Source organism: Bacillus sp. FJAT-25509, assembly GCF_001420605.1.
GTDB lineage: Bacteria > Bacillota > Bacilli > Bacillales > Bacillaceae_G > Gottfriedia.
Genome location: NZ_LJIZ01000003.1, coordinates 236,062 through 256,273 on the forward strand (window position 1 = coordinate 236,062; position 20,212 = coordinate 256,273).

Annotated in this window: 18 protein-coding genes; 3 read left to right on the top strand and 15 right to left on the bottom strand. The window is 30.8% G+C overall.

The genetic code is table 11. The features are described from left to right. Nucleotides 1-8: 8 nt before the first annotated feature. The 5 genes from AN960_RS01475 to AN960_RS01495 all read right to left on the bottom strand — a co-directional run bounded on the left by AN960_RS01475 (nucleotide 9) and on the right by AN960_RS01495 (nucleotide 5,480). The gene (locus AN960_RS01475; RefSeq protein WP_056465775.1) at nucleotides 9-743 is read right to left on the bottom strand and encodes a hypothetical protein; all 735 of its coding nucleotides are present in this window, start codon (nucleotides 741-743) and stop codon (nucleotides 9-11) included. A 172-nt stretch (nucleotides 744-915) separates the two neighbouring features. Further along, entirely contained in the window at nucleotides 916-2,337 is a 1,422-nt protein-coding gene (locus AN960_RS01480; RefSeq protein WP_056465777.1) for a glycosyltransferase family 2 protein, read from the bottom strand. After that, nucleotides 2,330-3,391 carry a hypothetical protein gene (locus tag AN960_RS01485; protein WP_056465779.1) on the bottom strand — a complete coding sequence of 354 codons (1,062 nt, stop codon included), beginning with the start codon at nucleotides 3,389-3,391 and terminating at the stop codon, nucleotides 2,330-2,332. Before AN960_RS01485 ends, AN960_RS01480 begins: the two co-directional genes overlap by 8 nt. Further along, on the bottom strand, nucleotides 3,388-4,668 hold the full coding sequence (locus tag AN960_RS01490; protein WP_056465781.1) for a GGDEF domain-containing response regulator: 1,281 nt from the start codon (nucleotides 4,666-4,668) through the stop codon (nucleotides 3,388-3,390). The genes AN960_RS01485 and AN960_RS01490 overlap by 4 nt, the downstream gene beginning before the upstream one ends. A 347-nt stretch (nucleotides 4,669-5,015) precedes the next feature. Then, complete coding sequence (locus tag AN960_RS01495) at nucleotides 5,016-5,480, bottom strand: hypothetical protein (protein WP_156339584.1); 465 nt, start codon at nucleotides 5,478-5,480, stop codon at nucleotides 5,016-5,018. A 252-nt stretch (nucleotides 5,481-5,732) separates the two neighbouring features. On the opposite strand from AN960_RS01495, the gene AN960_RS01500 reads away from it, so the two are divergent. Beyond that, complete coding sequence (locus AN960_RS01500; protein WP_056465784.1) at nucleotides 5,733-8,036, top strand: hypothetical protein; 2,304 nt, start codon at nucleotides 5,733-5,735, stop codon at nucleotides 8,034-8,036. A 48-nt stretch (nucleotides 8,037-8,084) separates the two neighbouring features. Here the strand turns inward: AN960_RS01500 and AN960_RS01505 are convergent, their stop codons facing one another. The 10 genes from AN960_RS01505 to AN960_RS01545 all read right to left on the bottom strand — a co-directional run bounded on the left by AN960_RS01505 (nucleotide 8,085) and on the right by AN960_RS01545 (nucleotide 18,344). Beyond that, the gene (locus AN960_RS01505; RefSeq protein ID WP_056465787.1) at nucleotides 8,085-8,561 is read right to left on the bottom strand and encodes a hypothetical protein; all 477 of its coding nucleotides are present in this window, start codon (nucleotides 8,559-8,561) and stop codon (nucleotides 8,085-8,087) included. Nucleotides 8,562-8,633: 72 nt separating this feature from the next. After that, complete coding sequence (locus AN960_RS01510) at nucleotides 8,634-11,135, bottom strand: transglycosylase domain-containing protein (RefSeq protein ID WP_056465789.1); 2,502 nt, start codon at nucleotides 11,133-11,135, stop codon at nucleotides 8,634-8,636. A gap of 192 nt (nucleotides 11,136-11,327) precedes the next feature. Beyond that, nucleotides 11,328-12,245 (bottom strand): alpha/beta hydrolase, encoded by a 918-nt coding sequence (locus AN960_RS01515; protein ID WP_056465791.1) that lies wholly within the window; start codon nucleotides 12,243-12,245, stop codon nucleotides 11,328-11,330. Nucleotides 12,246-12,713: 468 nt separating this feature from the next. Continuing rightward, the gene (locus AN960_RS24280) at nucleotides 12,714-12,854 is read right to left on the bottom strand and encodes a hypothetical protein (RefSeq protein WP_156339585.1); all 141 of its coding nucleotides are present in this window, start codon (nucleotides 12,852-12,854) and stop codon (nucleotides 12,714-12,716) included. A gap of 343 nt (nucleotides 12,855-13,197) precedes the next feature. After that, the gene (locus tag AN960_RS01520; protein WP_056465793.1) at nucleotides 13,198-13,845 is read right to left on the bottom strand and encodes an NTP transferase domain-containing protein; all 648 of its coding nucleotides are present in this window, start codon (nucleotides 13,843-13,845) and stop codon (nucleotides 13,198-13,200) included. Beyond that, the gene (locus tag AN960_RS01525) at nucleotides 13,835-14,875 is read right to left on the bottom strand and encodes an XdhC family protein (protein ID WP_056465795.1); all 1,041 of its coding nucleotides are present in this window, start codon (nucleotides 14,873-14,875) and stop codon (nucleotides 13,835-13,837) included. The genes AN960_RS01520 and AN960_RS01525 overlap by 11 nt, the downstream gene beginning before the upstream one ends. 193 nt (nucleotides 14,876-15,068) lie before the next feature. After that, nucleotides 15,069-15,821, bottom strand: coding sequence for a GDSL-type esterase/lipase family protein (locus tag AN960_RS01530; RefSeq protein ID WP_172795383.1), 753 nt, complete (start codon nucleotides 15,819-15,821; stop codon nucleotides 15,069-15,071). A gap of 235 nt (nucleotides 15,822-16,056) precedes the next feature. Then, nucleotides 16,057-16,788 (bottom strand): hypothetical protein, encoded by a 732-nt coding sequence (locus AN960_RS01535; protein ID WP_082459313.1) that lies wholly within the window; start codon nucleotides 16,786-16,788, stop codon nucleotides 16,057-16,059. Nucleotides 16,789-17,099: 311 nt separating this feature from the next. After that, entirely contained in the window at nucleotides 17,100-17,621 is a 522-nt protein-coding gene (locus AN960_RS01540; RefSeq protein WP_056465799.1) for a DUF4362 domain-containing protein, read from the bottom strand. 108 nt (nucleotides 17,622-17,729) lie between these two features. Then, nucleotides 17,730-18,344, bottom strand: coding sequence for a protein kinase family protein (locus tag AN960_RS01545; protein WP_056465801.1), 615 nt, complete (start codon nucleotides 18,342-18,344; stop codon nucleotides 17,730-17,732). A gap of 242 nt (nucleotides 18,345-18,586) precedes the next feature. Between AN960_RS01545 and AN960_RS01550 the strand changes: the two genes are divergently transcribed. Together AN960_RS01550 and AN960_RS01555 are read left to right on the top strand one after the other, a co-directional pair. Beyond that, the gene (locus AN960_RS01550) at nucleotides 18,587-18,742 is read left to right on the top strand and encodes a XapX domain-containing protein (protein ID WP_056465803.1); all 156 of its coding nucleotides are present in this window, start codon (nucleotides 18,587-18,589) and stop codon (nucleotides 18,740-18,742) included. A gap of 100 nt (nucleotides 18,743-18,842) precedes the next feature. After that, complete coding sequence (locus AN960_RS01555) at nucleotides 18,843-20,021, top strand: NupC/NupG family nucleoside CNT transporter (protein ID WP_056465804.1); 1,179 nt, start codon at nucleotides 18,843-18,845, stop codon at nucleotides 20,019-20,021. The last annotated feature ends 191 nt before the right edge of the window (nucleotides 20,022-20,212 follow it).

Sequence of the window (20,212 nt, forward strand, 5' to 3'; positions counted from 1 at the left end):
CCTTTCATTCATTGCCTATAATATTTTGTCTGTTGAATTAACGTATCGATTTCTTTCATACATTCCATTTTTTCAATATCATCGATTCCTATTTCATCTAGTCTTGAAATTTCTAAAATTAATTTATCAATATTGACAAGAATCTCTTCATTCATTTCAATTGCTCTTTTTATGAATTTGAAATATTCATTATAAAGATTTGTTTTCTCTTGAATTAATGACTTAGAGTATCGTGATCCGTCTTTCCCCTTTATTTTTTTATAATCAAATTCATCAAAAGTACTGATTTTGTTTATGATGTTTCTTATTCTTAAATAAAATAATGTTTCAACCTCGTCCACAACAGATGCAAACTTGTTGTATGTAATTTCTGTTGGAGAAAATCGATCTGTTAATAAGTTATAAAATACGCCTTTTTTCTTTTTCATTCTCTCGATTTGCTCAATTGAAGTAATAATATCTTCTTTTAGTACTTTACTATTTTTATATCGACTTAAAGCAAAAACGAAATCTTCATTTGTTTTTAGCTGCTTAATTGACTTTTCTTTAACTGGCTTGAAATAAAGTTGAAACAGATTAAATAGAAGTACTAACAAACTCGCTATTATGAACGATACCCCAAATGCAGTTTGAAATGCACTCGCATTAATTAATTGAATTCCGATTAAACCTGGAGAGAATAAAATCACATTTAAAATCGCAATAAAAGCGACTAGCCCCACTAATTTTAATCCTTTTGTCATTCTTCACTCCTCCGCTATACTCTATTTATGCTCTATTACTCATTTATATTTATCATTCTGATTTTTTAGTTTATAAAATTGCAGAAATAATGACTTGACTTCTTTTTACTTATGATACTTTTCAACAAACAAAAAAAGACCGCTAAACGGTCTTTTTGATCGATTAATAAAGTTAAACACCTTTTCTCTTCATTTCTCCCCAACCTTTTTTTTGCCCTAAGAATATGCAGATTATTGCTACTACACGCCAATAGGTCAAAATTGGACGATACCAAATTGCTTCTGTCAACGAATAGAAAAATAAACGGTTTAACTCACTAATTTTTTTATATTTTTCTAAGCGCCATTCTTCTAATAAAACTGCACTAACGGAGAAGAATGAGCCATAGATGATCATGAGGATTAAAAACGCAAAGGAGTACAAAATATTTATATTGTGCATAGTGATGTTTATGATTAATGAAACATAACCTAAAAACTCAATAATTGGGCCTAAAAATTCAACGAAGAAAAAATATGGCATTGCAATAAATCCGATTGAACGGTAATTTTTATTAAAAATCATTTTACGATGAGCCCACAAACTTTCAAATAATCCACGGTGCCATCTTACTCTTTGGTTTTTTAAATATTTGAATGAATCTGGTGCTTCAGTATAACAAACTGGATCGGCTACATACTCGATTTTTGCTCCCCAATTTTCTTCAATGTTTTTACGGTGAAGACGAACTACGAGTTCCATATCTTCACCAATCGTATTCGTTAAATAGCCTCCTACTTGAATGACTCTTGACTTTTTAAATACACCAAATGCTCCAGATATTATCAATAATAAATTCTTATTACTAAGTCCAATTCGTCCAATTAAAAAAGCTCTCATATATTCGATAACCTGCATTACTACAAGTGGATTTTTCGATAGAAGCATTTCATTTACTTTTCCAAGCGAGGTTTTACTTCCATTTGCAATTAACACGTTCCCACCAGTAGCAAGTATTTCGTCATCTGAATTTTCAATAATCGGTTTCATAATTTTAATGAATGAGTCAGAATCAAGGATTGTATCGCCATCAATAGAAGCAAAATAAGGATACTTACTAAAATTAATTCCAGCATTTAATGCATCAGCTTTTCCACCATTTTCTTTATCAATTAGAAATACGAAGGGATAAATTTCTGATTGATATACATTTTTAATCGGTTTCGTTTCAATCCCTTTATGTTTATGAAATACTTTGTTTTTTACCACTTTCATCTCGAATCGCTCGATCGTTTTTTGAAGAGTAGAATCTTTTGATCCATCATTAATAACGATTACTTCAAATTCTGGATAATCTAACCTACCACTTCCTGTCACTAAGGATAAAATCGTATTAATTACCCCTACTTCTTCATTATAGGCAGGGACTAGTATCGAAATTGGTGCAGTAAAGGCAGAATCTTTTAATCTTTTATATTGTTCAATTTGATGTAGACCTTTTTCTCTCTTTAATCGCATAAATGCTAATAAAAATAGGATTAAATAAGTTGAACAAAGGAGCAACACGTAAATGATAATCACTTTATTAAGAATTAAAAAGAATATATTAATCATATTCCGGAGTCCTCTCCAACCATTCTTCTGCTATATTTCTTGCATATGCATCGGTATGCTCTTCGATAATTTTATTAAGAATTTCCATACCATTCTTATATTTTTTAATCGATTTAGCAGCTTCAGACCTTATCATATAAGTCTTATCTGAAATTAACTCATTTAAATAAGACAAAAATAAATCATTGCGAATACTTCCCATTAATCGCACAATCATTAACTTTTCCTCATTGCTTAGTTGATTCTCTTTCCCATTTGATTCCAAAAGTTGAACAATTAAATTTGGTGAAGAAATATATCCTAAAGATGCGATTGTTTTCGAGGACCGTATTCTTAATTCCATATTTTCTGAAGTAATTAATTTCTCAAGAAATAAATGGATTTTATCAGATCGCAAATTTTTAATTCGGATCAAATCCAAAATAGGGTTTTTAAAATGCTCCGGTAAATTATCAAAATCTATTAGTAATTCATGAATATTCTCTTCATTAACATGTCGATACAATATTTCCGTTAGTAAAAATGAAGGTATTTTTTTCTGTTCTACTAACAACTGCATTAATTTCTCATATTTAAAACTCGCCAAAATAAGAAAAATATTAAATTTTTCTTCGAGTGAGCATTGTTTTTTTGATAAATGTTGAATTAAATCGTCTTGCATCATTTTTATTTTAAATTGATTGATAAATAATAAAGAATTAATGCGTTCGCTCCAATTACCATGTTTAAGTTTATCTTTATATCTAGGGATAAAATACAAATTTACAATTGGCCTAATTGGATCAAATCCTTCTTCAAATTTGATAATATTTATAAAACTGCTGAATATATTTTCTAACGCTTCAAACTCAAATTCCTTTCTTGGAAGAAACGAAGCAGATAATTTTCCTTTTATTAAATAATTTTCAATAGATAAGATATTTTTATTTAACCATTCTTCTTTTTGCTTATTTTTTTGTTGTCTAATGATTTTCCTAAAAACTAAATAAATATAGATAAAAAGTATTAATAGAAAAAATATTCCTGTTATATAAGAGATAATAAATATGTTCATTTTGCAGTAATTCCTAACATTCGATTTAAACGAAGACGAAGTTCTTTCAAGCTAAACGGTTTTTCCAAGTAATCATTCGCTCCGCTTTGTAATGCGATTGCTACGTCATTATCAGAGCTTTTACTACCAATCATTAAGCATAAATATTTTCTACGATCGTAGCTAGTACGCATTTTTCGTATGATTTCAAAGCCACCCATTTTAGGTAAAATACGGTCGATTATTAAAAGATATCTTTCATTCTGCTTGTGCCAAGGATCATTTAAAAATTCTTCTCCATCTACAAACACTTTTATTTCAACGTCATATAATTTTCCACCTAAATCTGACAATTGATGTTTTAACATTTCACGTATAAGGCGATCTTCATTGATTACCGCTACTTTTAGCCTACGAATCATATTTTCATTCTTACTTGCAGAAGAATCAAATTGATTCATTGAATCCATTTCATTAGAAGTGAGTAGTGTTAAACATTCGTCAGCGCTAATACTTGGATCAGGAAATTCAAGTAAATTAAAATGAAATGACGCATAGTGAATGCGATTATCAAAAGAGATAGGTACCTCCGAAAATGATATGGATAAACGATTCATTAATTTAATGCCATCTTCTTTAACAGTTTTTGGCAGCAATAGTGCAAATCCATTATTCTTATAATGAGCTAGCAAATCGGACGATCTTAAACTTCTTTTTAAAAATTGAATAAAACTTTTTTCGGTTAAATTATTCAAAGAATAATCTTGTTTTTGGTCAATTTTTACGTATACCATCGAAAATGATTCGTAGCTACGTTTTAAATCCTCTAATTGTTTTGTTACCTTATTTTTTAAATATCTAAAATTGTAAACACCACTAATTGGATCAATTAAAACTTGTTCCTGTATTTGATTTCTACGCTGAAGGAATTTGTTAATATATTTTTGAAGTTCAATACTAGCAACTGATTCACTAAGTACTACATCAGGCATTAGTGCACTCATAGTCATTTGATCAACTGTAATACATATACATATTGTTGAAATATATCTTCTTTCACAAAAGTCTCTTAATTGATTGAATCTCTCTATATTAAATGTGTTTAGTATTTCTTCGATAAAAATAATTAGTACATCAGGATTAAATAAATCTATTTCTTCAAACAAACCTAAAATATTCTGATTGGGCTTAACTAATTTATATTGATAGTTATTTACATCACAAAAGTTTTGATAATTAAATTTCTCTTCACTACCTATAAACATTACTGTTGGATATTCAGTTTGAATATCAATCACGTCTATCACCCGCTCGCTTTAATCTAGTTGGTTTTAATCGGTGAACATTAAAATACTTTTCTATGACTTAACTTGATAAACTTCAAACTAAACGTTAAAAATTAAAATAAACTCCAAAATCAAGTTTACTTTATCTAATATTAACTTTGAATTAACATACAATCAACGTTATCTTTATTGGTAATTTAAGTCATCATTTCCAATATCAAATAACTGCCAAATATAAAACAAAAACCGCAATTCGGCTATTTTCGAATTGCGGTTTTATATTTTTAAATTTAACTCTAAACAAACCTTTCTTAACTTCAACAAAATGATCCTAAATGTCGTCATCTTTAGTTAAATCATTACATCTTTTCAATTAATTTATCTACGATTGTGGTTATTCTCTTATTTTGTTCCTCAATCATTGTTTGCTGTTTTTTTAAAGTTTCTCTATTCTCGTCAATTTTCTTCCTATTTTCATCTATTTTTTCTAGTGCATGATTCAAAAGCTCAGTTCTTATATCTAAAATTTCAAATAAACGGTCCAAACTAGTTTTGATATCATGTAGTAATTGTACTTCAACTGGCTGTGATAATGCTGTATTTCCATTCATTCCTCTACTTTTTTGGAATTTATAAATCGAAGCAGACACATTTACTTCTTTGTTTTCTTCAATTACATTGCTTTCTAACCATTGAAGTTTAATCATTATTACACCATCTTTTAAATAGCGATCTAATACCTTAAATTTCCCACTAGCAGTCTCGTGTTCAGTACCATTAGCATATTTCCTTGAAGGTTTGATTCCATCATTACTATTCATCATTTTTTCCTCTCATTATTAAAAAGATAACGATTTTCATTAAAACCATTTTTCTTAACGTTAATTTAACCGTATTTTACTTTTTTAACTAGCATTTGCTATAAATACATAGTTTATTTTTAATAATAATTTCGTTCTTAATTTGAACTATTCAATCATTCTAACTGAATTGAACTTAATTCACTCCTAACGAATATAGGAAATTACCTTACAGCATACTAAATGAATAAGTTTTAAATGTTTTGGAGGATCTAAATGATGAAGGAAAATAAAAAACTGATAATTTTACTGATGCTTTGTCTAATGATTGGTGTGGCATTTATAATATTCCATCAGAAAAAGACTAGTAAAGTAAAAGTAATTAGGAAAGTTAACACTTACACATATAAAACAAATAACATTACAATTCCAGCTCAAATCGGTAAAAACTATTTTCAACTTTTTGATAAAACAAAAACACCACACGATCTCTTACTAAAAGGTGTAAATCTTGGAATTGCCAATCCAGGACATTTTCCAGGCGAAACAGCTATCACAAAAGCCGAATATTTAAGATGGTTCAAATCGATTGGAAAGATGCATTCAAATGTTATTCGAGTATATACCCTTCATCCTCCTGCTTTTTATGATGCACTTTTTGAGTACAATCAAGAAGCTAAACAGCCACTCTATTTAATTCACGGTGTTTGGGTTAACGAGGAAAAAATGAATTCATTAGGGGATATTTACAATGAGAGCCTAACTAAAGAGTTTAAAAATGATATAAGGCAAACTGTTGATGTAATTCATGGGAAAGCTAAAATCCCTCATAAACTAGGTCACGCTTCCGGTCAATATCATTCAAATATTTCAGAATACGTTATTGGATGGATTTTAGGTATTGAGTGGGACCCAAATATGATGAAATCAACAAATGATAAACATAAAGATAATGTTGACTTTAATGGCCAGTACTTTCAAACAAATAATGCGACTCCATTTGAAGTTTGGCTTGCAGGTATATTAGATGATACCGTGAAATATGAAACAGAAAAATATGCATGGCAACGTCCAATTAGTTTTGCGAATTGGGTAACTACCGATCCAATTCATCATCCAAATGAACCAATGGAAAATGAAGATATGGTTTCATTAGATCCGAATCATGTCATTCCAAAGTCAACATTATATCCTGGATATTTTGCTTCATATCATGTATACCCATATTACCCGGAATTTTTAAATTATGAACTAGCTTATACGAATTATATTGATTCCCGAGGTAAGAAGAATAGTTATGCTGGATATTTAAATAATCTAAGGAAAGTACATACTATGCCAGTTTTAATTTCAGAATTTGGGGTACCATCTTCTAGAGGTATGACTCATCGAAATCGTTATGGATGGAACCAAGGGTTTCATAATGAAACAGAGCAAGGACAAATTACTGCTAATCTTTTCGAAGATATTCAATTTGAGGGAATGGCAGGTGGAATTGTATTTTCGTGGCAAGATGAATGGTTTAAACGAACATGGAATAATATGGAATTAGATGATCCTGAACGCCGACCATTTTGGTCAAATGTACAAACAAGCGAACAGCAATTTGGTTTACTATCTTTTGATCCTAACAGTTCAAAACATGTCATTTCTGTAGATGGTGACTCTAGTGATTGGAAAAAAAATAAAATCAAATCAGCTAATATGAAAAATGCTAATTTTATTAATACTTTTGATCAAAACGACAACGAACGGAAATTAAAGAATTGGTCAATGTCTAGCGACGAGCGATCAATTAATTTCCTCTTAAATTTTGAAAAAACTAAACAACCTTTTGATTGGTCTAAAACAGGAGTTATGCTTTTACTTGATACTATTCAAGGACAAGGTCAACATCAACTTCCAAATAACAAGTCGGTTAAAACTGAAAATGGAATTGATTTTGTAATTGACTTAAATGGACCTAATGATTCTCGTGTTCTTGTGGATAGCTATTATGATCCATTTTATTATGAATACGCCAATCTTTTACATTACGAGCCAATTGAACCGAATGTAAATGTGAAAGATAATGGCCTCTATCATAAAGTCATGCTTGGATTAAATCGACCACTTGTTATTCCAAATTTAAACGGGAAATCTGTAAATTTGCCTTTGGAGTTTTATGAAACAGGTAAATTAATGTTCGGAGATGGAAACCCACTTCATAAAGATTTTAACTCTTTAACTGATGTATCCCTCAACAAGAAAGATCATGTATTAGAAATCCGTATCCCTTGGCAATTATTAAATGTAAGAGATCCAAGTACACGTGAAATAATGGGGGATATATGGAAAGGTGGATTAGAAAGCAAGAAAAACACAAAAAAAATTCAAGTAGCTATTGTTACTTATCGTCCAACTGAATCAAATAAGGAACTATCCTATTCAACTGTTAGACAAAAAAATGGAAAACTTTTAATGGATGATTTTTATTCTTATACTTGGAAAAAATGGGATAAGCCTAGATATCATGAACGTCTAAAAAAATCATACTTCATCTTGAAAGATACTTTTCTAAAAGCAGATCCAATTAAATAACCAAATCAAATTAATGCCCCCGATTTTTTTTCGGGGGCATTAGCATTCTTATTTTTTGTAAATATTTGCTTGAAGAATGTTCTTACATTTTTTAATCTTTTGTTTGATTTGCAAGTTTTCAAAGAAATATACTTCTGTACCTGACCAAATAAAAACCCAACATACAATGCTTAATATTCCTCCAATATAGGCATGACTTTTTTGAAGCTTTAAGTAGAACAATCCAATGATAATACCAAGCACAAATAAAATAATGGACTTTTTAATATTTCTAGCATAAATCCGTTCATCAGTTTTCATAAGATTAGTAAAAGAGTTCACAGTCGCTGTTTTTAATGAATTTTCATCAAATTCAGTTTGACCATCAAATAATAGCTCTATATTTTTTCTTTTAGCATTATGTAATTTAGATAATATAAACTCTTCTAATTCAGAGCTTAAGTGTAAATAGTCATGGCTATAATAACTTGCAAATGGATTATCCGACTCTTTTAAAAAAATATTAATACTTAATTTATCTTCCATTTTAAAACTCCTTTAACACTATTCACTTGAAAAAACGCATTGATCCATTCTCAATGCGTTTTAAATTTAAATTTAATGTGGATTAGTTGGATTAGGAACAATTGGATTAACAGTATTATCTCCACTTTCGTTTCCTGTACCCGGCGTTTGTTCACCTGGCTTCGTACCTTCTCCTGTACCTGTCCCGGTTCCAGTTCCATTCCCTTGCTCATTTCCAGTTCCCTGTCCATTTCCTGTTCCAGTTCCAGTTCCTTGTCCACCTTCATTTGCTGGTGGTATCGTTGGTTGTTCAGTTGAAGATAAATCAACGGTAACTGTAACAGGTCCACTCTTACCTTCAGCATTCGCAGCAATAATTGTTATTTTCACAATATCTCCAGGGACAATTCCATTAATACTTGTTGCTGTACCCTGAATTTTTTGAGTTTGTCCCGCTGCTCCATTTACAGTATAACTTACTTCAAAAGACGTTTTTTGAAGCAGATTTGCTGGATACGTCCAATTTAATGAGATATTACTTGTAACTGGGTCATAGTTTGCCTTAACATTTTTTGCAGACTCAATCACAATATCTTTAGGAATATCATCTACTTTTTCTCCACGAATGTATAATTCATTTCGAATTTCTTCAACTGATGAAGGCTTTCTAAATATTGCGTTTCGATCTCCATTAGCAGCTAACATATCCCTTGCAATGAATTTTGCGATATTCGTTGAACCTTTACCAAGAAAATTATTCTTTTTATTTTTTTCATACCCTGTCCAAACAGCCATTGTAACATCAGAAGAATATCCTATAAACCAACTATCACGAGTTGCGTTATCCGGAAATCCGTATTTTTGTTTTACTTCATCAGAGTAGTTTGTCGTACCTGTTTTACCTGCCATATCAAGACCTGGTACATTAGCTCTTTTACCAGTACCAAGTGGTGTTTTTACTACATCTCGAAGCATATCTGTTATCATATATGCAGTATAATCACTCATTACTTGTTTAGGCTCAGTTGAAAATACTTTTTCAGTATTATCAGGGTAAATAATTTTCTTAACAGAGTGAGGCTTATTATAGATTCCACCATTACCAAAAGCAGCATATGCTCCTGCCATCTCCATCGCTGATACACCTGTGAATCCACCTATCGAATAAGATTCATAATATGTATTTTTCGAAAAATTAAACCCTAAACCATTCCCAAATTCTCTAGAACGATCGGCTCCTACTGCCTGGAAAGTCTTTAATGCAGGAATATTTCGTGAATCAACTAATGCTAATCGAATTGAAATATCACCTTTATATTTTCGATCCCAGTTTCTAATAGGCGTACCATTCGAATAACTATAAGGCTCGTCAAGAATTTGATGATAAGTTGACCATTTTAAATATTGAATAGCTGGGCCGTAATCAAGTACAGGTTTAATTGAAGATCCCGGCTGTCTTTTTATATCAGTAGCGAAGTTTAAACCACCAGTACTTGTATTTCTACCAGCACCGACTGCTCGAATTTCACCGGTTTTCGTATCTAATAATACAAACCCAGTTTGAAATTCATCACTAGGATAGAAGCTTTTTCCTCTACTTAATATTTCATCTGCTGTATCTTGGGCTTTAGGATCTAATGTTGTTTCAATTGTTAGTCCATCTGTATAAACATTTGCATCACTGTTTTTTTCTACTTCATTTACGACTACATCAATAAATGAATTGTATTTTGTACCACCAGATTCATGAACTTTTACTAATGATTTCATTGAAATTGCTTTTGCATTTGTATATTGTGCCTCTGTAATATAACCATATTTTTTCATTTGACTTAAAACAGTATTTCTACGGTTTTGTGACTCAATAGGGTGCCTTGCAGGATTATAGTTATTTGGACTTTTCACCATACCTGCTAATGTAGCTGCTTCTGGTAGTGTAATTTTAGATAAATCTTTACTAAAATAAGTTTCACAAGCTTTGGCTACACCATAAACCCCTCGCCCTTTTAGACCATTCGAAAAGTATACTTTATTTAAATACATTTCTAATATTTGATGTTTTGAGTATCTTTGTTCTAATTTAAAAGCCAAGTACATTTCTTGAACTTTCCGCTTTATGGTTTTTTGAGAAGATAAAAATGAGTTTTTTACTACTTGCTGGGTGATTGTACTTCCACCTTGCGAGCCAAAACCTCCAGTTATATTCGCTAAAACAGCACCGAATACCCGTCGGATGTCAACTCCTTTATGCTTATAAAACCGCACATCTTCAGTAGCAATAAATGCGTCTTCTACAACCTTAGGAATTTCATTATAGGACACCTTTGTTCGTTGTTCTCTACCTAATTCGGCTACAACTTTACCATCTTTATCAACAATAGTAGAAGATAACGGTACTTTGAGTTTTGATTCATCTAGAGCAGGTGCTCCACTAACTAAATATGAAAATATTCCTACACCAATCAGTATGAAAACAATTACGATTGATAATAATGTTACAGTAATTTTTTTCCACAAGCCTTCAGACTTATCGGAAATTTTTGAAGGCTTTTCCAGCCGTTTACGTTCCTCTCGCGAACGGTATTCATCTGCCATCTTAGTTCGCCTGCCTTTTTAGTAAAATAGAGCTTTTTAGGGCAAAAATTATACTTTTTATTTAAATCATTTTATAAATAGTAGTATTTTCTACACGCTCAACTTTCATGTACTGAAGAATATCTTTCTAAATAAAAAAACAGATAAACCGCTTTTTAAGGTTCATCTGTTTCGTAAAATCTAATTAATTATTCAACTTCCATTAGACGAAAACGTCTTTTCAATAAAATCAATTACTTTCTTAGTATATGGTTCCGGTTCTTCAATAAATGTTGTAATATGTCCATGTTCTGTCAGCCATAATGTTTTTTCATTTTCATTAGGGATTTGATCATAGATCATTTCACTACTACTAAATGGTACTTTCAAATCATTCTTTCCATGAATTAATAAATAATTTGTTGAATTTCCTTTTTGAACTGAAATGACCGGAGACACTTCTTTTGGGTCAATCTTTAATAAATGTTTCATCGAACGTAAAATGATTGAAGTAAAAGGTTTTTTAGGTAATTTAGACCAGACACTTAAATTATCTTCCAAATAAGTCTGTAAATCATGGAATGGACTGTCTGCTATAACTCCTTTAATTTGCGGATGAAGGCTACCAACGAGTAAACATGTCGCCCCTCCCATACTCCATCCAAGCAAAACAATTTCTTGTTGATTTCGTTCGTTAATCACATATTCTACTGCCGATGATAAATCATGCTGTTCATAATAGCCAATTCCAGTTGTTCGTCCACCTGATTTTCCACTATTACGGAAGTCAAACATCAATACATTATACCCACGATCATGAATTGATTGCACAATTCGGAGACCGTTAATCTTTTTTTGACTTCGTTCATCTGTGTACCCGTGTGCAGTTATGACAGTTTTACCTGTAGGATTTTTTGCTGGTATCCACCATCCTCTTATCACAACTTGATCTAGATTACTCTTAAATTCAACCTCTTCAAATTGCAAATTGTAATCGGCAGGTGTTTGTTCAGTTTTTCGTCTAAATGGATGCGTTAAGATTAAACCGACTAGTATCGGTATGAGGAAGAACAAAACCGGAGACAAAATTACCATCCAAATTAAAAGCTTATTTATTTTTTTCCGTTCCATCTTGCACACTCCTTTTGTCTGTTAGCCAAATAGAAGTTCTTCTATTTAAATTATGAAATATGTTAGACTTTGTTAGTCTTAATGAACTCTTATTTATGTATTTATTGTATCTTGTTAAGTTCCTGCTTATCAATAGATACGATAAGGGGTGCCAAAATTTCAGTTTAACCGAATTTTTAGGCACCCCAATTAAAGAACTCTATATTTTTAAAATTTACTTATGCGCTAATTTTGTGATTTCTTCCATTATACAATCTTGTAGTTCTTGTTTACATGTTAATATAACTAATGCTGTGATAGCGACTAAATAAATTTAAAGTAACATATAAGGTTTAGAGTAAATTCTCGATATTATGTATTTTTTGTGATTAAATTCACAATAATAGGTTTTGAGAAACTTCGTTTTAAGTTATTAAAACGAGCCTTCCTATTTCTTTTTATCAGTTCGGACAATCAAACCATTACTAGTCATAATTTTGATATTAATATGGAAAATCCAATTAGTTTACTGCTAGAAAGTGTAATAGCAACGATCGCGCTAATTAGCTTAATCGTTGCCATCATCAACATTACTTCTAATAAGAAGTAATCGTCCTTCCCCAAGGACATAGTTGTCAACCGTATCACTACGGATGTAGTACTTAAGTTTGGTGTTACCAGCACCAAACTCTTTTTTATTATACCCATATTACATCATAATTTATAATCAATTCTAAGAACTTATTAAGCAATCGCATAGCAAATTGCTAATCCTAATCCAGTTCCATTTTCTTTTGATGTCTCATTTCCCCTATGAACTATAGGATAAATATAGAAGGACATAGTTTTATCTTTTATAATTTACTCCTTCTTATATATTTAATGATTAATTCATTTGATACCTACTCACTAATATTTTTTGAACAGTACATGATCTACACCTGCCGATTTCACAAAATTAACAACTCCTTTTCTAATTTCCAAATTGTTCATTTTCCTTCGCTACTTCATACGCTTCTTTTGTATCGATATCGAAAAAGTCCCACTTATTCTCAAATTCCACTAATAAACCTTCTAAGTTAGCATGATTCCGAATAATAGCTCTTGCCCCTTCATCTCCATTTAACATGAATAGATCAGTTAGCGTATTAGGTGACAGTATGATTGGAGGTCTAGGAACACCTCGGAAGCTTGCTGCTAAAAAAGGAATTGTTGAATTCTCACTTACACGCTTTAAATAATTTTGATGCAATATATTAATAGTTTGAATCGATAAAAAAGGTTGATCAGCAAGGAGGATCATTATCCCTAAAGGCTTTGTTTTTAGAGCTTGAGTTAAACCACATTTCAAAGAGTATGATTGTCCCTTGTTAGCACTGGTACATGGTACATGCGTCCAAAAATTTTTATTGGGTTTTTTAAAAAGATCTTTGCTAATCCAATTTAGTGAATCATTTTCTTTTGTAACGACAAAAACATGGTCAATATTAGAATTGATAAATTTACGCAAACCAAAACTCCCAATTGTAGAATTACCTAATGGAAGAGAAATTTTATTCTGACCCATTCTTTTACTACTACCTGCAGCAAGTAAAATTGCAATGATCCTACTATTGTTCATGCTTAGTCTTCTTTATTCTTTGTCTCTGAATTAATTCACTAACAATACTGATTGCAATCTCTTCTGGGCCCTCAGCACCAATTTTTAGTCCAGCTGGACTATTTATTTCTGATTCTACTTGTTTACCATCTAAAAGTCGTTGTATTCTTTTTTTTCCACCAAGAACTCCTAAATACTTAAGATTAATATTTAAAATATGATTTAATATTTCTTTGTCTTTTTGGAATTGATGGGTAATGATTATGGCAGAATCTGATGTAGACAATTGAAGTCTCGGTATAATTTCGCTCGGAAAGCCCACAAGTATTTGATCTGCGTCTGGAAAGTATTCTTTAGAACATTGATCAGCTCGCCAATCGGTTATAGTGACAAAGAATCCAGCTAATGTTGCAAGTTTTACTAAAGGAATCGCATCCTTACCAGCTCCAAACACAAATAAGCGGGGCTTAGGATGAAAAGTATGTAAATACACATTTGTTTCAAGCGGTTCGATCGTTTGGAGTCCACTTTTTTGATTAGTATCATGTAATTCATTTAGTACACTTTTAAGCTGAACTGTATTTTGCTCATTACAATTGCCAAAAAAGGTTTTTTCATCCACTAGGAACAAAGTTTCAACGTTATTATTATCATCCGATAAAATTTTCATCATCGACACACTCGTACCATTTAATAGGAATGTTTTTAATTCAGTAAGTAAATTAAACATCCTTTCATCAATTGGCTCTATAAGCACAGTTATAATACCGTTACATCCTGCTCCGTTTCCCCAAGATAAATCATCCTCTGCACTCATATCATAAGTAACAGTTTGAGGTGTTTTTCTTACTCTTGTTTCTTGAACTCGATATGACAAATCTGCTTCAAGGCAACCGGCACTTAGTAAGCCAACCTCTTTCCCATTTCCTTTAAATAACATGGAAGTTCCTTCTTTCCGGTATGCTGAGCCTTCTACATGAATAATTGTAGCTAATACATCACCCTCTTTAGATGATGTAATCTCATTTAGTATCTCATGGATACTTTCCATTAGATCCCTCCTAAATAAAATCACGATACAGGCATTTTTAGTAAATATTAATATATAGTTCTATGATGAAAGGGTTATGTCTAGATTCAAATTTAATTAACATAAGAAATAACTACAAAAAAAGATTAACCATAATCTATGGTTAACCGATTATTTAAGTTAAAGTGAAAACTAAAACTTAATACAATATTTTTTATTGTTTTATACCTAGCGCATTCATTCCAATAGTAGCTAGTACAGTTTGTCCATCAATAGTTGGATGTATATCTCCCTTTCTTACATAAGTTGCTTGTTTCTCATCAAATGCAGAAAAAGCATCAGCTATTTTTACATTCTTGTATTTACCTGCAATGCTCGAAATTTTTGGATTAATAATGAGCGATAATAACTGATTTGATAAGTTATGCATCGGTTGATTACTTACTTGAAATGGATTATAAAAATTGTACAAAACAATCTGAGCATCACTAAGTCCACGAATTTCCTTAATTATTTCATTTAAATTATCTGCTAACTTTGGCATCATCGTAGCAATTTTTCCAGTAAGTTGTTCTATATTATTACTTTTTTTCAATGTATGTAATAAATCATTATTTCCTATATCTAAAGTAATATAGTCTGCATGTTTAACTGATTGTCTGAAATTGGTATCATATTTTATTGCTTGCAAAAGATTGTCTGTTGTCCAACCTGGTACGCCTAAATCACGTACTTCAAGGTTTGCGTTTTCACCAATAAGAAAAGGGAACGCATAATTTGATGGTATATTATTAGTAGTTCCTAAATTGAAACCAAATGTTATGGAGTCTCCAAGACCTACAAGTTCAATCTTTTCAAAAGTATAAACATTATTATCATTATACTCTTTTGCAAGTGCAGTAGTTGAAAATAAAGAACTTGCTAAAGCAAGAGTAAGAAACGTTATACCAATTTTTCTTCTTCTCAACATATACGCCCCCTTAAATAAGTGTAATAAGTAGACTCTTATTACCTTTTTTATAGATAGTATGTTTTATTAAATTATTTGTCTAAAAGTACAAAATCATGTAACCATTTCCTTAGATTTGATAATAATGGAAGGATTTGAGAAATAAAAAAAGCTAACTGTATTAGTTAGCCTTTTTTTTGATTTAGCTTGACCCATTATAAATTAATTTAAAACTTCTTTTCTCGAACTAAATTTAAATCTCAGCAACCTTTGAAGGGTTATTTAATTTATATTTAACCTCTTTGTTTAATTTCTTATCAACTACTTTACCATCAAATTGATATGATTTACCTACCTCTAACTCGGCTGCCTTTAGAGTTTTACTTAATGAACACCAAGCATTTCCAATTAATAGATCTTGATCTCCTTTGACAGCCACATTTTCCCATATAACAATCTCTTCTTCGCTATCATTAAAATGATTATATTTAGTGCTAAATTCTTTAACCGTGCCATTAAAATGTGACTTATCAGTTGGTAATGTGATTAATACTTCCTCTTTCTTTTCTTCTTTTTTCTTTGTAGTAGCTTTGGAAGTACTTTCTTTTGACTTTGTTTCTGTTTTCTTCTCCTCACTGTTTTTCGTATCATTTTCACCAACAGTGTAGACTTTCTTAAAGCTTGGGGACTGCATTTCTTTTAAATAAGCAGGATGAATACATGATAAATTGCCATCTTCAAATTCAATGATAATTGTATGATACTCATCCGTAACCCCATAAGTTTCATAGCCAACAAGCTTTACATTTACTTGAAAATCTTGACCTTTGAATAAAAAATCATGTTTTGGATTTTTATTAAATAAGCCCCATGAACGTCCTTTTTCTAAATAATCCTCATCTGACAAAAATTTTGTAAATTCTCCTTTTGGAGGTATGTATTTTATTAACTCAGTCTTCTCATTTTGAACTATATTTTCTGTCATTTTATTTACTCCTTTGGTGAACCTTTTTTATTTCCATTATTTAGTAGTAGTTTTATTAGTTATATGTAGAAATTATAGTTTAGTTTGGAACTTCTTGTCCATCTTATCGTCTAAAGAATTAAATTTTGGATATATATTACGGTACGTGAAATTATTAAAATTGAATTGCTGTTTATTAAGAATATTGATTTTTAAAATATAAAATGTTTTGACTATAAATTACGGTGAGTGAAATTTCTTTTTTAAACTACATTACTCTCAAGTAACTAAAATACAAAAAACGCCGATTTTTTAACCGGCGTTTTTAAAAACTAAAATTCCACCTTATCGAAATGATAACAATTTGTTAAATAGGACGATTTTGAGTTTACGACTAACTTTTGGCAATAATCTTCTAAAACTTTTGGTCCTGTAACAAATTTACTCATCGCAAATGTACCTTTTCGATATTGGTCTGTTCGATCCCTTGAACTATCAAATCGATAATAAATTAGTTTTCCATTATATTGATATTCGGTAATCACTGGATCACCTTTTGAAGTAAATTCAACAAATCGAATAAAGTCAGGCTTCTTTTTTTTCACATTATTAATAAATTTTTGTATCCGTTCATTATGATTAGTCGTTCTTCCTATTATTAATATATCTCCATTTTTTAGCGCTTCTTCTTTACTATAGGATGCCGGGATTTTGTTAGTTGCTTTTTCTCCATAATTCTCGATTTCTTTTTTTAACATTTCTTTCGTATATACACTAGCCTCTGCTACCATGAAATGATCAAAGGAAAAACCAAGAAATATTAAAAGCATAAACGATATGATTGATTTATACATTTTGCCCTCCAATATTACAATTAATAATATTGGTTAGTTTTTCCATTCTATTATAACTTATGCAATTGGCAAAAAAGTCCACCTTTCGTATAAAGGTGGTATTTTTTTTTATGAAGAGTATGAGCTATAAGAACTTGAATGTCTACGATGGTGACGTCTGGATGATGAAGAGTGTCTGTAATGATGCCTTGAAGATGAGTGATCATGACGTCTTTTATGTTTTCGATGACGGCGATGAGAACTTCCAAACAATGATTTAAAAAATCCTAACTGGAGAGTTTCTTCTTCAAGTGAAAATCGACCGACGTCAACAATTCGAACTTCACCATCATTCGATAACATTAAATTATGATTATGCAAGTCGAATGCATTTAAACCAGCGTTTTGAGCATCAAAGATCGCTTGATTAATTTCTATTTCATATTGTATACGTAAATTTTTACTGTGGCCATCTAATTGATAAAAAGTTTCACCAAATACTCGATCACTTACCATAAAATCATTCGTAAATGCATGAACTTTTGGATAGTATATACTTCGCTCTAGAAGGTGAAGTTTCATTCCGTCATCTCGACTTTTTCCATCTTCCTTAAATACTTTTATTACATAATTGTCTCTAGTGTAAACATCTCCATCTTTTCCACTTGCTAAGTATTCAAAGTGATCTGCATATTCACCGAATAAAGTAAAATCATGAATTTCTTGTAGAAGTGATTGTTTCATTCATAAGCCCCTTTCAGCTTGTATATATTCTAAAAGTTAAGTCATCAAGATTAGAATTTTCTATACAAATATATTCTTTAAAAACATTCTTTTTACCTACCAACCATTTGATTTATAAAAAAAGTTTTCTTTAATGTAGTAATTTGTATTAGCTATGATTTTTGGGGATAATACCCTATTAACAGAGAAGATGGCTATACGTAAATACAAAAAAAGTGTTTTAGCAAAAGGAGTTAGTAAATATGCATGAAATAATTATGAGCTTAATCGCAGGTTTAATTGTTGGAGTTGTATTTACACTCATTAAATTACCAATTCCAGCACCACCTGTATTTTCATCAATTTGTGGAATTATAGGTGTATGGGGTGGGATGAAGTTAGTTCAGCTATTTATATAAATAAACCTTTCTTTATTTAATGATATTTTTAAACTGATTGGAAACAATAAGATTGCAAATTAGAAATTATTCTACGTTTTTGTAGTTTGGAGGAAAATAAATGTCATATATTTTCGCAATCATTGGCATTATCTTGATATTTGCTATTTGTTGGTTAATGTCTAATGATAAAAAGAACATTAATTATAAAGCTGTTGCAATTATGTTAGTAGTTCAATTGATTTTAGCTTGGTTTATGCTAAAAACCTCAATTGGAAGAACAGTTTTACAAAAGATCGTCTCATTCTTTAATAAAGTTTTATCTTTTGGTAACGAAGGTATTTCATTTGTATTCGGCGATTTATCGACAAAGGGTTATTTCTGGATTAACGTTTTAATGATGATCATATTCGTATCTTCATTATTATCAATTTTGACTTACACAAGAATACTACCTTTAGCAATTAAATATATCGGTGGTGCCGTTGCAAAAGTTACGGGATTACCAAAGATTGAGTCATTCGTTGCTGTAAATAGTATGGTATTCGGTGATACAACAGCAATTCTTTCTGTTAAAACGGAATTACATAAACTTACACCTAACCGATTATTTGTTGTTGTTACATCTTCGTTAGTAGCGGTATCATGTTCGATCTTAGGTGCATATATGCAAATGATTCCTCCTGAATATGTACTAGTTGCACTCCCTATCAACGTGTTCTCTGGTTTAATTCTTTCTTCAATGGCATGTCCTGTTACATCAGAACAAGATGAAGATATTAACGTCAAAGAAATGATTAAAGAAAAGTCATTATTTGAAGCCATCGGTAACGGTGCACTTGATGGTGGTAAAGTTGCCTTAATTGTAGGGGCAATGTTAATTACTTACATTGGATTACTTGCAATGATTAATTTCGTATTCAATTCGATTATCGGAATGACATTTACTGAAATTTTAGGATATGTTTTTGCACCTGTTGCTTTCATTATGGGTATCCCAACAGATGAATTAGTACGTTCAGGATCAATTATGGGTACAAAAGTTGCTGCAAATGAGTTTGTTGCGATGCTTGATTTCCAAAAAATCATTCCTAATTTATCAACAAAAACGGTTGCAATCGTGTCATCATTCTTAGTATCATTTGCTAACTTTTCATCAATTGGAATTATCTATGGTGCAATTGCTGCGATTGATAAAAAGCAATCAGAGCTTTTTGCTAAATTTGGTTTAAAAGTATTATTAGTTGCTACACTAGGTTCAGTTTTAACAGGAACGATTGTAGGATTATTTGTTAGATAATACTTTAGTTCATTAAAAATTTTAAAAAACACAACAGCCGAATCTATTTATTAAGTTTTCGGCTGTTTTATTTTATTTCATCTTTTTAACTTCACGAATTGTAATTGGATACACAAAACAATTACCTTACCAATCGAATTATTAAAAAATACTTTATTAAAGATACATTTCTTGGTAGAGCCCATTCTATT

What these genes read in the sequence shown, in the direction of transcription:
- AN960_RS01475 (WP_056465775.1), bottom strand. Translation starts at nt 743, where the DNA reads ATGACAAAAGGATTAAAATTAGTGGGGCTAGTCGCTTTTATTGCGATT.
- AN960_RS01480 (WP_056465777.1), bottom strand. Translation starts at nt 2,337, where the DNA reads ATGATTAATATATTCTTTTTAATTCTTAATAAAGTGATTATCATTTAC.
- AN960_RS01485 (WP_056465779.1), bottom strand. Translation starts at nt 3,391, where the DNA reads ATGAACATATTTATTATCTCTTATATAACAGGAATATTTTTTCTATTA.
- AN960_RS01495 (WP_156339584.1), bottom strand. Translation starts at nt 5,480, where the DNA reads ATGATGAATAGTAATGATGGAATCAAACCTTCAAGGAAATATGCTAAT.
- AN960_RS01500 (WP_056465784.1), top strand. Translation starts at nt 5,733, where the DNA reads ATGATGAAGGAAAATAAAAAACTGATAATTTTACTGATGCTTTGTCTA.
- AN960_RS01505 (WP_056465787.1), bottom strand. Translation starts at nt 8,561, where the DNA reads ATGGAAGATAAATTAAGTATTAATATTTTTTTAAAAGAGTCGGATAAT.
- AN960_RS01510 (WP_056465789.1), bottom strand. Translation starts at nt 11,135, where the DNA reads ATGGCAGATGAATACCGTTCGCGAGAGGAACGTAAACGGCTGGAAAAG.
- AN960_RS01515 (WP_056465791.1), bottom strand. Translation starts at nt 12,245, where the DNA reads ATGGAACGGAAAAAAATAAATAAGCTTTTAATTTGGATGGTAATTTTG.
- AN960_RS24280 (WP_156339585.1), bottom strand. Translation starts at nt 12,854, where the DNA reads ATGTCCTTGGGGAAGGACGATTACTTCTTATTAGAAGTAATGTTGATG.
- AN960_RS01520 (WP_056465793.1), bottom strand. Translation starts at nt 13,845, where the DNA reads ATGAACAATAGTAGGATCATTGCAATTTTACTTGCTGCAGGTAGTAGT.
- AN960_RS01525 (WP_056465795.1), bottom strand. Translation starts at nt 14,875, where the DNA reads ATGGAAAGTATCCATGAGATACTAAATGAGATTACATCATCTAAAGAG.
- AN960_RS01535 (WP_082459313.1), bottom strand. Translation starts at nt 16,788, where the DNA reads ATGACAGAAAATATAGTTCAAAATGAGAAGACTGAGTTAATAAAATAC.
- AN960_RS01540 (WP_056465799.1), bottom strand. Translation starts at nt 17,621, where the DNA reads ATGTATAAATCAATCATATCGTTTATGCTTTTAATATTTCTTGGTTTT.
- AN960_RS01545 (WP_056465801.1), bottom strand. Translation starts at nt 18,344, where the DNA reads ATGAAACAATCACTTCTACAAGAAATTCATGATTTTACTTTATTCGGT.
- AN960_RS01550 (WP_056465803.1), top strand. Translation starts at nt 18,587, where the DNA reads ATGCATGAAATAATTATGAGCTTAATCGCAGGTTTAATTGTTGGAGTT.
- AN960_RS01555 (WP_056465804.1), top strand. Translation starts at nt 18,843, where the DNA reads ATGTCATATATTTTCGCAATCATTGGCATTATCTTGATATTTGCTATT.